We start from the raw sequence: 14496 nt of genomic DNA, 5'->3' as shown, positions 1-14496 counted from the left end.
GAGAATGCAATGCAGAGACCCCTTATCGCCGTGCTGATCACCAGCGCCTTTTTGACGCTCAACGCACAGGCGGCCGATCTTCTTCAAGTCTATCAGCAAGCGCTCGCGAACGACGCCACGTACGCCAGCGCCCGCTCTTCGGTTGAAGCTGGTCGCGAGCGGATCACGCAAGGGCGCTCCGGGCTGCTGCCGGTCATCGCCGCCAGCGGGTCGAACACCCGCAACACGGGCGATTTCACGCCGTTCAACGTCGGCGCCGTCGATGTCATCGGCGGCGTGCCGGTCGTCTCAAACAAGCGCAATACGGATTACCACACCAACGTCTACACCGTTTCGCTGACGCAGCCGCTGTTCAACTGGGGCCTGTGGCAGAGCTATGAGCAGAGCAAGCTGGCGCAGGCGCAGGCCGAGGCCGCCTTCGCCCAGGCGCGGCTGGACTTGATCACCCGCGTGGCGCAAGCCTATTTCGACGTGCTCACGGCGCAGGACAACCTGACCTCGACCCAGGCGCAGAAGGTGGCGACCACCGAGCAGCTGGCCTCGGCCAAGCGCAATTTCGAAGTTGGCACCCAGACCATCACCGATACCCACGAGGCGCAGGCGGCCTACGATCTCGTGGTGGCGCAGGAATTTGCCGCGATTAACGATCTGGACAACAAGCGCACCGCGCTGCAGGTCATCATCGGCCAGGCGCCGGGCGAACTGGCGCCGCTGCGCGCGGGCGTGACCATCGCCGCGCCGGAGCCGGCTGCGGTCGATCCGTGGATCAGCTCGGCGGAAGGCCAGAACTTCGCCGTGATTTCGGCCCAATTGTCGCTGGAAATCGCTAAGCGCGAAATCTCGCGCAACCGCGCCAACCACCTGCCCACGGCCAATCTGACGGCGGCAACCCAGCACAGCAGCCAGACCGCGTACGGCACGCAGAAGAGCAACGCCATCGGCGTGACCTGGAATATTCCGATCTTCAACGGATTCGCCATCACCAGCAAGGTGCGCGAAACCATCGCCCTGGAAGACCGTGCACGTAACGACCTGGAAGCGACCAAGCGGCAGGCGTCGCAAGCCGCGCGCCAGGCCTTCCTCGGCATGAACAGCGGCCTGGCCCAGGTCAAGGCGCTGGAGGCGGCCGAAGTGTCGAGCAAGTCGTCGCTCGATTCGAACAAGCTGGGTTACCAGGTCGGCGTGCGGATCAACATCGACGTGCTCAACGCGCAGCGCCAGTTGTACTCGACCCAGCGCGACCTGTCGCGCGCGCGCTACGACACCATCATGAACGGTCTGCGCCTGCGCTCGGCCGCCGGCACCTTGAAGGAAGAGGACCTGGCGCCGGTCAACGCCTTGCTGGCGCGCTAGGACTTCACATTTGTTTGATTGTCGATCCGTCTGCCAAGCCGCTCCTTGAAAATTGAGCGGCTTTTCTTTTCTTTGCCCTATCAGCAACAGGGGCTCTTCGCGAAAACACCCGAGCAGCGATGAAGTTGCCGCCGTGAGCCAAATCATCGAGCATATTTCGGCGCGAGTGCTTGAGCGCCGTGAGGCTGCCGCAATGCTGAAGCGGCGCATCGACAACAAGGAACTACTGCCGCCAAAAGAGTTTCAGCAAGCATTGGGCATTAGCCGGCAAGCCGTCAATGACGCGGTAAAGACGCGCCGCATGTTTGGAATTCTTGGCCCTGCTGGCGAGTATTACTACCCCGCGTTCTATGCCGATCGCGATTTACATCGCCGTGATGTGGAAAAAGTCGCAAAAGCGTTGGGAGTCGCGCCAGCAGCTTCCAAATATCACTTCTTCACAAGCAAATCGACGTACTTGGGCGCGGTAACTCCACTCGAGGCACTTAAAAAAGTTACAGTCCCGCGCCCCGGCCGTCGAAGCTGCGTTCGATCAGCTCGATCTTGTAGCCGTCCGGGTCGGTGACGAAGGCGATCACGGTCGAGCCGCCCTTGACCGGGCCGGGCTCGCGCGTGACGGTGCCGCCGTTGGCGCGCACCCCCGCCGCCGCCGCGTAAATGTCGTCGGCGGAGATGGCGATGTGGCCGTAGGCGTTGCCCATGTCGTAGCTGGTGGTGCCGTAGTTGTACGTCAGCTCCAGCTCGGCATGGTCGGGATTGGCGCCGTAGCCCAGGAACGCCAGCGTGTACTTGTATTCAGGGTTGTCACTGGTGCGCAGCAACTTCATCCCCAGCACTTTGGTGTAAAAATCGATCGAGCGCTGAAGGTCGCCGACTCGCAGCATGGTGTGCAAAATACGCATCTTGGTCTTTCGTTGGAAAAGAGAGAAACCGGGATTTTATGCGTTTTGTAGCATCCTTGCTGGTCCCCGACGTCAGCCCTGCAACTGGGCGTCGAGCGTGATCTCGGCATTGAGCAACTTCGACACCGGGCAATTGAGCTTGGCCTTCAGCGCCGCCTCGTCGAATTTCTTCTGGTCGGCGCCGGGAATCGTCGCCACCAGGTTCAGGTGAACCTTGGTGATGGCGAAGCTGCCGTCGACCTTGTCCAGCGTGACCGTCGCGGTCGTCGCCAGATGCTTGGCCGTCATGCCGGCGTCGGCCAGTATGCCGGACAGCGCCATCGTGAAGCAGCCCGCATGGGCCGCGCCGATCAACTCTTCGGGATTGGTGCCCGGGCCGTCCTCGAAGCGCGTGTGGAAACCGTATTGCACGCCGTCCATGGCGCCGCTCTCGGTGGAGATCTTACCGGCGCCGTCCTTCAGTGCGCCGCTCCATACTGCCGATCCTGCGCGTTCGTTGCTCATGATGTTCTCCGTGTGATGGGTCTGTCTAAAGAAGACTCATCATGGCGGCAGCGTGCGGACACGTCGGTTCGCTTCCGCACACTGCGCCCGGCGCTTGGCGCTCAGCGCTTGCCGCTTAGCGCGCGGCCGTCTTGGTGGCTGCCGGCGCCACGCGCCAGATGATGTTGCCGACGTCGTCGGCCACCAGCAGCGCGCCGGCCTTGTCGACCGCCACGCCCACCGGCCGGCCCTGCGCCTTGCCGTCCTTGTCGAGGAAGCCGGACAGGAAGTCCTGCGGCGGCCCCGACGGTTTGCCGCCGCTGAACGGCACGAACACCACCTTGTAGCCGCTATGCGGCTTGCGGTTCCACGAGCCGTGCTGGCCGATGAACACGCCGCCCTGGTAGTTCTGCGGGAACAGCTTGGCATCGTAGAAGGCCAATCCCAGCGACGCCGTGTGCCCGCCCAGCGCATAGTCGGGAACGATCGCCTTGGCCACCAGCTCCGGCTTGGGCGACTTGACGCGCGCGTCCACCTTCTGGCCGAAGTAGCTGTACGGCCATCCGTAGAAGCCGCCGTCCTTGACCGACGTCATGTAGTCAGGCACGAGGTCGTTGCCCAGCTCGTCGCGCTCGTTGACGGCGGTCCACAAGGTTTTGGTCTGCGGCTCCCAGCCCATGCCGTTGGGATTGCGCAGGCCGGTGGCGAACAGGCGCGACTTGTTGGTCGCCAGGTCCAGTTGCCAGATCGCCGCGCGGCCTTCCTCGACATCCATACCGTTCTCGGCGACATTGCTGTTCGAGCCCACCGTCGCATAGAGGAATTTGCCGTCCGGGCTGGCGATGATGTTCTTGGTCCAGTGGTGGTTCAGTTTGCCAGCGGGCAGGTCCATGACCTTGACGCCGGCGGCGGTGATGCTGGTCTCGCCTTCCTTGTACGGGAAGCGCACGATGGCGTCGCTGTTGGCCACGTACAGGTTGTTGCCGACCAGCGCCATGCCGAACGGTGAGTTCAAGCCCTTGAGGAAGATGGTGCGGGTTTGCGCCACGCCCTTGGCGTCCAGCCCGCGCAGCAAGGTGATGCGGTTGGCCGATTCGGTGACCGCGCCGGCCTTTTTCATCTGGTGCTTCATGACCGCACCCTTGATGCCCTTGCTGTCGTCCGGCTTGGGCGGGGCGTTGGTTTCCGCCACCAGCACGTCGCCGTTGGGCAGGGTGTACACCCAGCGCGGATGGTCGAGCCCGCGCGCGTAGGCGGTCACGGCGAAGCCGGCCGCCGGCTGCGGGGTTTCCTGCGCGGTCCAGCGCTCCACGGGTGCAACGTTCACGGTGGGGATCAGCGATTTTTCCGGTTCCGGCAGCGCTGGATTTGGGCCGAAGCCGACCGGGTATCCGCCCGGCGCGCCTTGCGCCAGCGCCGCTTGGGGCGCCAGCACGGCGCCGAGGATCAGAAGGGCTGCGCTTGCGGTGGTTTTTTTCATGATGATATTGTTATCCGGTGAGGTGTTGCGTTGGCGAACCGGCCGGCGGCCGGCTCGCGCAGTCATGCTTGCATCTTTAATCACGCTTGGTGTTCGGTTGCGGCCGCGCCGTGGCGTCGCGCGGCACCGGCGTTTTGATGTGCTCGACGCCCGGTTTGTTGCGCGCGTCGGTGTCGACCATGCCGCTGTCGACGTCGGCGGCCGCTTGCTTGCCAACGGTACGCGGGGTGATCTCCTGGCCGTCGGGCGATTCGTCGCGTTCGTGCGGCAAGCGGTTCTGGTCGTCGTTTTTTATTTTGACGGTCGTGTCGATTTGTTTGTCTTTCATCATGTCCTCCTTCGTATCCTTGGTGTAACGATATTAACCAGTTGGATTTGTGTCAGTCGCCAGATTGAATTCTGACAACATCGGCGAGAACTCGTTTATCATTTAGTCTACTTTTTCTCCACCAGGGTTGATCGCATGAGCACTGCCGCACATTCCGTCCCGGACAGCCACGCTCCGGCCGGCCGTTGTCCCAATTGCGAGGCGGTGCTCACCGGCGCTTTTTGCGCCAACTGCGGCCAGGAGGCGCATCTGCACCACGCCAGCACGCGCGAATTCCTGCACGAGTTCATCGGCCATTACGTCGCCATCGAGGGCAAACTGTGGGGCACGATGTCGCGCCTGCTGTTCCGCCCGGGCCTGCTGACCAATGAATACATCCGTGGCCGCCGCGTGCGATTCGTGCAGCCGCTGCGCATCTACCTCACCTTGAGCCTGTTATTTTTCGCGGTGCTCAAGTTCACCGGCGGTTTCGAGCCGGTGCTGGACGAGAAGGCGAAGCCGGAAAGCGCCCAGGTGGCCTCCAGTGCCGAGCGCCCCACGCCCGCCGCGAAGGACCAACATGGCAAGGCGGCGGCCGAAGCGGCCATCGCCAACATGGAACAGGAGCTCAAAGCCGGCGCGCCCGACACCAGCGAGCAGAAGGCCGCCCAGGAGGAGGGCAACCAGTTCGGACCCAAAGAATTCGACAACCTGCTGAGCGGCTGGCCGCGCGTGCGCCATCAATGGCATATGTTCGACGCGCTGTCGCAGGAGCAGCAGAAAAAAGTGTTCGTCGATGCCTTCTACCGTTACGCGCCGTACGCGATATTCTGCCTGATGCCGGTGTTCGCGCTGTTCCTCAAGATCCTGTACCTGGGATCGGGGCGGCGTTTCGGCGAGCACGTGCTGTTCGCGCTGCACACCAACGCCTTCGCCTATTTCGTCTTCTGCGCCATGTTGCTGATTAACGTGGGCGTGATCGACTTCGTGCTGTGGTGCTGGCTGCTGCTGTATCTGCCGTGGGCCATGCGCCGGGTCTACCACCGCAGCCGCTTCGGCACCTTCTGGCGCTGGGCGGTGCTGATGGCGTCCTTCATGATCTGTATCTTCGTCGCCAGCGCGCTGAGCGCGGCCAGCGGCATCATGACCTTGCATTGAACAAGGCGGCGGTTCAAACGCGCGCCGGTGCTTGCAGTCTGGCGAGCCGCGCACTATACTGCGGAAAATACTGTTTAAACGTACAGTAACGGGTGGGCCGACGGGTGATGGCAGAAGCGGGCGTTATGGGTTACTCTGCTGCGTGTCGTCGATCCCACCTTTTTGCCGAGACTTTTATGACCGCCACGCACGCCGTTTTCCATACCATTGCACTGGTCGTGCGCCCCAACACCGACGGCATCGCCGAATCGGTGGGCAGCGTGGTCGACTTCCTGCGCCAGGGCGGCTACACGGTGGTGTTCGAGGAGCAGACCGCCGAACACCTGCAGCCGGGCTTCGACGGCGTGCGCGCGCTGACCGCCAGCGAGATCGGCGCCGAATGCGACGCCGCCATCGTCATGGGCGGCGACGGCACCATGCTTGGCATCGCGCGCCAGCTGGCGCCGTTCGACGTGCCGCTGATCGGCATCAACCAGGGACGGCTCGGCTTCATGACCGACATCCCGCTCGACGGCATGCTCGACGTGCTGGCCAAGATCCTCGGCGGCAGCTACAAGGCCGAACGCCGCACCCTGCTCGAGGGCCGGGTGCGCCGCGAGGGCAAGGACATCCACTTCGGCCTGGCCGTCAACGACGTGGTGGTCGCGCGCGGCGCCGGCGCCGGCATGGCCGAGCTGCGGGTCGACGTCGACGGCCACTTCATGTACAACCAGCGCTCCGATGGCCTGATCATCTCCACCCCCACCGGATCGACCGCGTACGCGCTGTCGGCCGGCGGCCCGCTGCTGCATCCGAGCCTGGGCGGCGTGGTGCTGGTGCCGATCGCGCCGCACGCGCTGTCGAACCGGCCGATCGTGCTGCCCGAGTCGAGCCAGATCGTCATCGAGATCGTGCGCGGGCGCGATTGCAGCGTCAACTTCGACATGCAAACCTTCGCCAGCCTGCAAACGCAGGACCAGATACTGATTCAGCGCTCGCCGCACGCGATCACTTTCCTGCATCCGGAGGACTGGAGCTACTACAACACGCTGCGCGAAAAACTGCACTGGAACGAGTACCCGTCGGGCGAAGGCAAACTCGTTTAACGCACGTCTTGAACTACGCTTAATCAACCCCACGCTTATTCAACCGCACTTACCATTTCACCAGGCATCCATGCTCCGCACCCTGTCCATCCGTGATTTCGTCATCGTCGACTCGATAGAACTGGAATTTTCCGCCGGCTTCACCGTCTTCACCGGCGAGACCGGGGCCGGCAAGTCGATCCTGATCGACGCGCTGACGCTGGCGCTGGGCGGTCGCGGCGACGCCAGCGTGGTGCGCGAAGGCGCGGCCAAGGCCGACATCACGGCCGATTTCGCCGTCAGCGACCAGGCGCGCGACTGGCTTGCCGCCAACGAGTTCGCGGTGGAGGAGGGCGGCGCGCTGCTGCGCCGCGTGATCGACAATGCCGGCCGCAGCAAGGCCTACATCAACGGCGTCGCCGCCACCGCGTCGCAGCTGCGCGAGCTGGGCGACATGCTGGTCGACATCCACGGCCAGCACGCGCACCAGTCGCTGATGAAAACCGAGGCGCAGCGCGTGCTGCTCGACGGTCAGGCCGGCGCCGGCGCCGACGTCAAGGCGGTGGCGGCCAGCCACAAGGCCTGGCGCGCGCTGTCGAAGCAGTTGCAGGAATTCGAAACCAACGCCGCCAACGTGCTGTATGAACGCGAGCGGCTCGAGTGGCAGGTCAACGAGCTGGAAAAGCTGGCCGTCAAGCCCGGCGAATGGGCAGAGGTCAGCAATGAGCAAAGCCGCCTGTCGCACGCGGCCAGCCTGCTCGAAGGCGCGCAGGAGGCGCTGGCGGCACTGTCGGAATCGGAAGACCATCCGATCCTGTCGCAGCTGTCGTCGCTCAATCAGAAACTGGGCAAGCTGGCCAACATCGACACCGGCCTGCAGGCCATCGTCGACCTGATCGAACCGGCGCGCATCCAGCTGCAGGAGGCGGTGTACGCGATCAACGATTATCTCGACCGCGTGGACCTGGACCCGGAGCGCCTGCGCCAGGTGGAATCGCGGATGGAGGCGATCCACTCGGCCGCGCGCAAGTTCCGCGTCACCGAGGAAGACCTGCCGGAGGAGCACGCGAAGCTGGCCGAGCGCCTGACGCAGATCGCCGACGCCAGCGACATCGAAGGCCTGCGCAAGCAGGAGGAAAAGCTCAAGGCCGCGTACATGGAGGTGGCCGGGCGCCTGAGTGCGACCCGCGCGCACGCCGCGCGCCAGCTGGGCGAGGCGGTCACCAAGGCGATGCAGGAACTGAACATGACGGGCGGACGTTTCGAGGTAGCGCTCAACGCCGGCGAACCGAGCGCCCATGGCCTGGAGCAGGTCGAGTTCCTGGTGGCGGGCCACGCCGGCGTCGCCGCGCGGCCGTTGGCCAAGGTGGCCTCGGGCGGCGAACTGGCGCGCATTTCGCTGGCCATTTCCGTCATCACGTCCAACGCCACCACCACCCCGACCCTGATCTTCGACGAGGTCGACAGCGGCATCGGCGGCGGCGTGGCCGAAGTGGTCGGCCGCCTGCTGCGCCGCCTGGGGCAGGAGCGGCAAGTGCTGTGCGTCACGCACCTGCCGCAAGTGGCCAGCCAGGCGGGCCAACACTTCCAGGTTGCCAAAGGAACTTTGGACAACGGCAAGACCGCCTCGCGCATCGACGTGCTCGACGCCAAGGCCCGGGTCGAGGAAGTGGCGCGCATGCTGGGCGGGCTGGAAATCACCGCCACCACGCGCAAGCACGCCCGCGAGCTGCTGGCGTCCTGATTCCGCTACACAAACTTACCCCCAAGACCAACCCAGCTGTCGTCGGCACCTTTGCGCCTCATCAGCGCCTCCCCGCCGCGTGCGCCTAGAGTTGGAGTCAGCACCGGACCGGCGTTCCCGCCGTGCTCCGTGTGGCTGCAGCGCAAGCGCTTGCTTGCGCTGATTTTCTTGCAAGGGGAAGCCATCATGCAACCGCAATCGATCCGCATCACCGGAGCGCGCCGCCGCTTCATCGCCGCCGCCATCGCCGCATTGTTCACGTCGCTACACTCGTGGGCCGCCGAACCGCAAGGCAAGCCGGCCGACCAGCAGCGCGCCAGTCAATACACGGTGATCAACCTGGGACCGGAGTTGGCCAACGCCGTGCTCAACGAGCGCGGCCAGGTGGCGTTCACCGTCTTCAACGCGACCGACACCATCAGCCGCTTCTTCGACGGCGAGCGCGTGGTGCCGATCGGCGCGCTATCGGGCGGCTTCACGCTGGTGTCCGGATTGAACGACCGGGGCGTGGCGGTGGGGGCGGCCAGAACCGATGCCGAGACCGATGCCCACGCGTTCTCGTGGACACAGGCCGGCGGCCTGCGCACGCTGTCCAGCGCCTCGTCGTTGGCGCGCGACATCAACGAGCGCAACGAGATCGTCGGCTGGGTGTCGACGTCCGGCCTGGTCGCGCGCGCTGTTCGTTGGAACCTGGACGGCGGCACGACATTGTTGGGGCCTACTCCCGCATCGTCATCGGAAGCAATCGCCGTCAACAACCGCAGCTACGCCACCGGCTACACGACATTGACCAACGACGACATCCACGCCCACGCCACCTTGTGGGACCGGACCGGCGCGCAGACCGACCTCGGTCCGGTCGACGGCGGTGACGGGTTCGGCCTGCGCATCAACGAACGCAACGAAGTGGCCGGCGTGTTCAATTACCCGGCTGCCGGCCGCGCCGACGGTTTTTTCTGGAGCCGCGAGACCGGCACGGTGCGCATCGAGGGCGGCAGCGGATTCGACATCGGCGACCTGAACAATCGAAGCGAGATCGTCGGCAGCGCCCAGGTCGCCGGCCAGCCCCGGGGATTTTATTGGACGCTGCGGCGCGGCGTGGTGCCGTTGCCGCCCGGCTCGGCCGCCGTCAGCCAGGCATACGACATCAACGACCGTGGCGAGATCGCGGGCGCGATCGCCGCAGCCACGAGCACGCCTTGGCGGGCGGCGCTGTGGCCGTCGTACACCGCCGTGCCGATCGACCTGAACACGCAACTGTACCGGGCGCCGGCCGGCCTGGAGTTGCGGGCGGCCTGGCGGATCAACGAACGCGGCGACATCCTGGCCGATTCAAACGCCGGGCTGGTGTTGCTGCGTCCGGGCCGGCGCGGCACGGACGCGCCGCTGCTCGGCCCCATCATCGGGCTGCCGGCCGTGGTGGAAGTGGGCCAGGCGCTGGCGATGACGCTCAACTTCTCCGACAACAACTCCTCGCAAACCCACACGACCGGCGCCGTCTGGAGCGACGGCTGCCCGTCGTCTTCGTCGTCGACCGCAGGCGAGGCCGGCGGAACCGGCCAGATACGGCTGCAACATAGTTTCTGCGCCGGCGGCTATTACACGGTCAAGGTGCTGGTTACCGATTCCGGCGGGCGCGCCACCGAAACGTGGCGCAATTACCTCGTCTTGCCGCCTGCGCTGGCCGGACTCGGCGGCGAGGGCACGCTGGTCGCCGGCGGGTCGGCGGCAGTACCGGGGAGCATGAACGCGCCGCTACGCTTTGCACTGTCGGTGCCGTTTGGAGCGGCGGCGGACGAGGCGCCGGCGCAGGCGTCCGCCGCCGGCAAGCCGGTGGTGCGCTTCTCCGGTCCGTTGCAGTTCCAAGGCGAGGCGGTGACCAATGCGGCCTCGACCGGAACGCAGGCGCGGGTCGAGGGCACCGGGCGTTTGAACGGTCGCGACGGTTATCGTTTCGTGCTGGAGGCCGTCGACGGCGGTGCGGGGCAGGGCGCCGGCGCCGACCGTTTGCGGCTGCGCGTGACGCACGGTAATGCCGCCAGCGGTGCCGAGGTGGTCGATTACGACAACGGCGCGCCAGGCGCTGCCGTCGGCACGGACCGCGCCACCGTGGTCGCGGGCGGACTGACGCTGCGTCGCTAGCGGCATCGGGGCTTCATGGGACCGGGTTCGCCGCTTCCACGCGATCCGGTCCCGTCAGCGCGGGCGCTTGTCCGCGCTCACTTCTTGCAAGGAAATTCCATCATGCATACTCCATTCAACCGTGCCATCGCCGCGTGGTGCGCGTCGCTGGCGCTCTGTGCCTGCGCACACGCCACCCCGGCCGAGCCGAAAAACGGCCAGGCCGACCAACTGTCGTTCGGCTTCTACACGGTGATCAACCTGGGGCCCGAGGCGAGCGCGGCGGTGCTCAACGAGCACGGCCAGGCGGCGTTCAGCGCCGAAAATTTTCCCGACACGATCAGCCGATTCTTCGACGGCGATGACATCCGCACCATCGGCTCGCTCGGCGGCGGCTACACATCGGTGATGGGCATGAGCAGCCGGGGCATGGTGGCGGGCGCCTCGACCGGCGCGGACGAAACCGGCCCGCAGGCCTACGCCTGGACCCTGGCCGGCGGCACGCGCGCGTTGCCGGGGCCTCTGCCTTCCGGCGCGCGGGGCATCAACAACAGCGAAGAGATCGTCGGCCATGTGTCCGGGCCGGACGTCGCCTCGCGCGCGCTGAGCTGGAATCGGGACGGCAGCGTCACGCAGCTCGGACCGGCGCTTGCGCCGTACTCCCAGGCCAACGCCATCAACCTGGGTGGCTACGCGACCGGCGTCACCACCGGCATCGGCGCGGACACCCTGCCGCATGCTGTTTTATGGGACCGCGCCGGCGCCCAGACCGACTTGACGCCATTCGCCGGCGGCCTGGCGTACGGCCTGGGCATCAACGACCGCAACGAAGTGGCCGGCATCATTGCCGACATGCCGTTTGCCAACTTCAACGGCTTGTTCTGGAGCCGCGCCAGCGGCGCGGTGCGCATCGACGCCGGCATCGACTACCGATTCGGCGACATCAACAACCGTGGCGAGGTGGTGGGCAGCGCCGAGACCGGTGCTCAGCGCAAAGCGTTCCAGTGGACGCTGGGGCGCGGCGTGGTGCGCTTGCCGGTCGCGCCGAACCTGTTCAGCCACGCGACCGACATCAACGAGCGCGGCGAAATCGTCGGATCGACCTTGCTCGTGAGCGGCGATGGCCGGCGCGCGGTGCGCTGGCCGTCGTTCATGGCGATGCCGGTCGACCTGACGACGCGGCTGTACCGCGCGCCGGCCGGCCTGGTGTTGCTGGAGGCGCTGGCGATCAACGATGGCGGGACGATACTGGCGAACTCCAACGCGGGGCTGGTGATGCTGCGACCCGGCCTGCGCGGCACCGACGCCCCGGTGCTGGGGCCGATCGCCGGCCTGTCGAACGTCGTCGAACTGGGCCAGGAGCTGGCGCTGACGGTCAACTTTGTCGATAACGCCTGGGCGCAAACCCACAAGGCCAGCGTGGCCTGGACCGATGGCTGCGCGTCGCCGGCGCCGACGGTCGTCGAGGCCGGTGGCTTTGGCCAGGTGCGGTTGCGGCACCGGTTCTGCGCGGCGGGCGTGTACGCCGTGACGGTGATGGTCACCGATTCGGGCGGGCGCGCCACCGAGCTTCGGCGCCAGGTCTATGTTCCCGAGTCGGGAGTAGCCACGCTCGGCGGACGTTCGCGCCAGGTACCGTTGGACCGTTCTCAACCTACTGATAGCCTCCCAGATTGATGCAACTCAATTCAAGCTGACGTCTGTCAGTCAGGCCACGGGTTGTCGGTCGCAACGCGCGATACCAAACCATCCGAAGCCGTGGGTGTACATGTCATCAATCCCTGGGTTGCCTAGAGGTGAGTGCGGTGGGCATCACAGCCTGTCGGGTTTCTTATCTATAATGGCGAACTGTCCTCTTCACACCGCCATCGGCTCCCATGACCTTTTCCAAAGAACCTCCCCACAAGCACGGCACCGTCGGCCGCAGCGCGATCGTGCTGGTCAACCTGGGCACGCCCGACGCGCCGACCCGCTCGGCCGTGCGCCGCTACCTGAAGGAGTTTCTGTCCGATCCGCGCGTGGTGGAGATCCCGCGCGCGGTCTGGTGGTTCATCCTGAACCTGATCATCCTGCCGTTCCGCTCCGGCCAGTCGGCCAAGAAGTACGCCACCATCTGGACCCGCGAGGGCTCTCCGCTGAAAACCCATACCGCCGCCCAGGCGATGTACCTGCTGGGCGCGCTCGGCGAACGCGGCCACGAGAACCTGACCGTGGCCATGGCCATGCGCTACGGCTCGCCGTCGATTCCCGAGGTGCTGGCCAAGCTCAAGGCCGACGGCTGCGAGCGCATCCTGGTGCTGCCGGCCTATCCGCAGTATTCCGGCACCACCACCGGCTCGATTTACGATGCCGTGTTCCAGCACTACGGCTCGGTGCGCAACATCCCCGAGCTGCGCTTCGTGCGCAACTACCACGACCATGACGCCTATATCCGCGCGCTGCAGAACTCGGTATTGACCCACTGGGAAGCCAACGGCCGTCCCGACAAGCTGGTGCTGAGCTTCCACGGCGTGCCGAAACGCACGCTGATGCTGGGCGACCCCTACCATTGCGAGTGCCTCAAGACCGCGCGCCTGCTGGCCACCGCGCTGAAATTGAAGCCGGAACAGTACATGGTCACCTTCCAGTCGCGCTTCGGCAAGGCCGAATGGTTGCAGCCGTACACCGCGCCCACCGTCGCCCAGCTGGCGCGCGACGGCGTCAAGCGCATCGACATCATGTGCCCGGGCTTCACCAGCGATTGCCTGGAGACGCTGGAAGAGATCTCGATGGAGGTGCGGCACGACTTCGAGCAGGCCGGCGGCAAGGAATTCCACTACATCCCTTGCCTGAACGAAGCGCCCGACTGGATCGCCGCGCTGGGCGAGATCGCCGAGCAGCACATGATCGGCTGGCCGACGCAGATGTCGCCATCCCAGCACGAAGAACGCCGCAAGGACGCCGAAACCGGCCGCGCCGCGGCGTTGCAACTGGGCGCCGCCGACTGATACAGCGTCGCCCGATCGCTGAAAAAGTGACAACTACACCACACTTGCCCCGTTCCGCGATAATCAGCACTTGCGGTCGATGAGTGCCAGCCTGTTAAAATACTCAGCTGTTGACCCGCCTGATGCCGCCCCCACGCGGCGCGGGCGCTCGTCAGTGCTGATTAAAGCGTGGGCAGAATACCCCTTGAAAACGTAGGATATCGCCCCACTTGGAGCCAGTGCAGTAACAAAAGTAATGTCAAACAAATACGATAGTAGGAGTCTTTAGATGCAAGATCAGGAAAATCAAGCAGTACCTAATCCGGAAGCGGCTGCCGAGCCGGCCGCGCCATCGACTCCTGACCAGCAAGCTTCCCTGGAAGAACAGCTGGCCAGCACCGAAGCGCGTCTGGCGGAAATGCATGACGCGTTCATGCGCGCCAAGGCCGACGGCGAGAACATCCGTCGCCGTGCCCAGGAAGATGTTGCCAAGGCGCATAAATTTGCGGTCGAAAGCTTCGCCGAAGCCATGGTGCCGGTCAAAGACAGCCTGGAAATGGCCCTGAAGGTCGAGACGCCATCGGTCGAATCGCTGAAGGAAGGCGTTGAAATGACGCTCAAACAGCTGACTGCGGCGTTCGAGAAAAACCGCTTGCTGGAGATCCAGCCGGCGCAGGGCGAGAAGCTCGATCCGAACAAGCACCAGGCCGTGGCCGTGGTGCCGGCGGACCAGGAAGCTAACACCGTAGTTTCCGTGCTGCAAAAAGGTTATATGATCGCGGACCGCCTGTTGCGTCCGGCCATCGTGACCGCCGCGCAAGCGAAGTAATGTCCCGGCCGGGTTGGCGAACGAAGTTAGCTAAATTAATTATTTTGCCCTCGGCCGAACTTAAGCACTTGAAAACATACAGCTTTTCC

At 65.1% G+C, this 14496-nt stretch carries 12 protein-coding genes; 8 read left to right on the top strand and 4 right to left on the bottom strand.

The genetic code is table 11. The annotated features are described in order from the left end of the window. Positions 1-9: 9 nt before the first annotated feature. Positions 10-1353 carry a TolC family outer membrane protein gene (locus ACZ0BA_RS19975; RefSeq protein WP_463452938.1) on the top strand — a complete coding sequence of 448 codons (1344 nt, stop codon included), beginning with the start codon at positions 10-12 and terminating at the stop codon, positions 1351-1353. Between the two features lie 494 nt (positions 1354-1847). On the opposite strand, the gene gloA is transcribed toward ACZ0BA_RS19975, so the two are convergent. The 4 genes from gloA to ACZ0BA_RS19955 form a co-directional block, all read right to left on the bottom strand. Then, the gene (gloA, locus tag ACZ0BA_RS19970; RefSeq protein WP_463452937.1) at positions 1848-2255 is read right to left on the bottom strand and encodes a lactoylglutathione lyase; all 408 of its coding nucleotides are present in this window, start codon (positions 2253-2255) and stop codon (positions 1848-1850) included. Between the two features lie 72 nt (positions 2256-2327). After that, positions 2328-2759: an OsmC family protein gene (locus tag ACZ0BA_RS19965; protein ID WP_463452936.1), complete on the bottom strand. Its 432-nt coding sequence runs from the start codon at positions 2757-2759 to the stop codon at positions 2328-2330. Between the two features lie 115 nt (positions 2760-2874). Further along, complete coding sequence (locus ACZ0BA_RS19960) at positions 2875-4218, bottom strand: PQQ-dependent sugar dehydrogenase (protein ID WP_463452935.1); 1344 nt, start codon at positions 4216-4218, stop codon at positions 2875-2877. A gap of 76 nt (positions 4219-4294) precedes the next feature. Then, positions 4295-4546 (bottom strand): hypothetical protein, encoded by a 252-nt coding sequence (locus tag ACZ0BA_RS19955; RefSeq protein ID WP_463452934.1) that lies wholly within the window; start codon positions 4544-4546, stop codon positions 4295-4297. Positions 4547-4681: 135 nt separating this feature from the next. On the opposite strand from ACZ0BA_RS19955, the gene ACZ0BA_RS19950 reads away from it, so the two are divergent. The 7 genes from ACZ0BA_RS19950 (at position 4682) to grpE (ending at position 14407) form a co-directional block, all read left to right on the top strand. Continuing rightward, positions 4682-5683 carry a DUF3667 domain-containing protein gene (locus tag ACZ0BA_RS19950; protein ID WP_463452933.1) on the top strand — a complete coding sequence of 334 codons (1002 nt, stop codon included), beginning with the start codon at positions 4682-4684 and terminating at the stop codon, positions 5681-5683. 176 nt (positions 5684-5859) lie between these two features. Continuing rightward, positions 5860-6768, top strand: a complete 909-nt coding sequence (locus tag ACZ0BA_RS19945; protein ID WP_463452932.1) for an NAD kinase — start codon at positions 5860-5862, stop codon at positions 6766-6768. Between the two features lie 70 nt (positions 6769-6838). Further along, positions 6839-8491, top strand: coding sequence for a DNA repair protein RecN (recN, locus tag ACZ0BA_RS19940; protein WP_463452931.1), 1653 nt, complete (start codon positions 6839-6841; stop codon positions 8489-8491). 186 nt (positions 8492-8677) lie between these two features. Beyond that, positions 8678-10633 (top strand): hypothetical protein, encoded by a 1956-nt coding sequence (locus ACZ0BA_RS19935; RefSeq protein WP_463452930.1) that lies wholly within the window; start codon positions 8678-8680, stop codon positions 10631-10633. Between the two features lie 102 nt (positions 10634-10735). Then, on the top strand, positions 10736-12289 hold the full coding sequence (locus ACZ0BA_RS19930) for a hypothetical protein (protein ID WP_463452929.1): 1554 nt from the start codon (positions 10736-10738) through the stop codon (positions 12287-12289). Positions 12290-12489: 200 nt separating this feature from the next. Then, positions 12490-13599 (top strand): ferrochelatase, encoded by a 1110-nt coding sequence (hemH, locus tag ACZ0BA_RS19925; protein WP_463452928.1) that lies wholly within the window; start codon positions 12490-12492, stop codon positions 13597-13599. Positions 13600-13867: 268 nt separating this feature from the next. Next, on the top strand, positions 13868-14407 hold the full coding sequence (gene grpE / locus ACZ0BA_RS19920; RefSeq protein ID WP_463452927.1) for a nucleotide exchange factor GrpE: 540 nt from the start codon (positions 13868-13870) through the stop codon (positions 14405-14407). Positions 14408-14496 lie beyond the last annotated feature (89 nt).

The sequence above is a fragment of the Duganella sp. AC917 genome (assembly GCF_979258245.1).
The sequence above is the reverse complement of the archived record's forward strand: the minus strand, read 5'-3'. Positions and strand labels throughout refer to the sequence as shown.

What these genes read in the sequence shown, in the direction of transcription:
- ACZ0BA_RS19965 (WP_463452936.1), bottom strand. Translation starts at nt 2,759, where the DNA reads ATGAGCAACGAACGCGCAGGATCGGCAGTATGGAGCGGCGCACTGAAG.
- ACZ0BA_RS19950 (WP_463452933.1), top strand. Translation starts at nt 4,682, where the DNA reads ATGAGCACTGCCGCACATTCCGTCCCGGACAGCCACGCTCCGGCCGGC.
- ACZ0BA_RS19975 (WP_463452938.1), top strand. Translation starts at nt 10, where the DNA reads ATGCAGAGACCCCTTATCGCCGTGCTGATCACCAGCGCCTTTTTGACG.
- ACZ0BA_RS19955 (WP_463452934.1), bottom strand. Translation starts at nt 4,546, where the DNA reads ATGAAAGACAAACAAATCGACACGACCGTCAAAATAAAAAACGACGAC.
- ACZ0BA_RS19945 (WP_463452932.1), top strand. Translation starts at nt 5,860, where the DNA reads ATGACCGCCACGCACGCCGTTTTCCATACCATTGCACTGGTCGTGCGC.
- ACZ0BA_RS19930 (WP_463452929.1), top strand. Translation starts at nt 10,736, where the DNA reads ATGCATACTCCATTCAACCGTGCCATCGCCGCGTGGTGCGCGTCGCTG.
- ACZ0BA_RS19960 (WP_463452935.1), bottom strand. Translation starts at nt 4,218, where the DNA reads ATGAAAAAAACCACCGCAAGCGCAGCCCTTCTGATCCTCGGCGCCGTG.
- gloA (WP_463452937.1), bottom strand. Translation starts at nt 2,255, where the DNA reads ATGCGTATTTTGCACACCATGCTGCGAGTCGGCGACCTTCAGCGCTCG.
- ACZ0BA_RS19935 (WP_463452930.1), top strand. Translation starts at nt 8,678, where the DNA reads ATGCAACCGCAATCGATCCGCATCACCGGAGCGCGCCGCCGCTTCATC.
- recN (WP_463452931.1), top strand. Translation starts at nt 6,839, where the DNA reads ATGCTCCGCACCCTGTCCATCCGTGATTTCGTCATCGTCGACTCGATA.
- grpE (WP_463452927.1), top strand. Translation starts at nt 13,868, where the DNA reads ATGCAAGATCAGGAAAATCAAGCAGTACCTAATCCGGAAGCGGCTGCC.
- hemH (WP_463452928.1), top strand. Translation starts at nt 12,490, where the DNA reads ATGACCTTTTCCAAAGAACCTCCCCACAAGCACGGCACCGTCGGCCGC.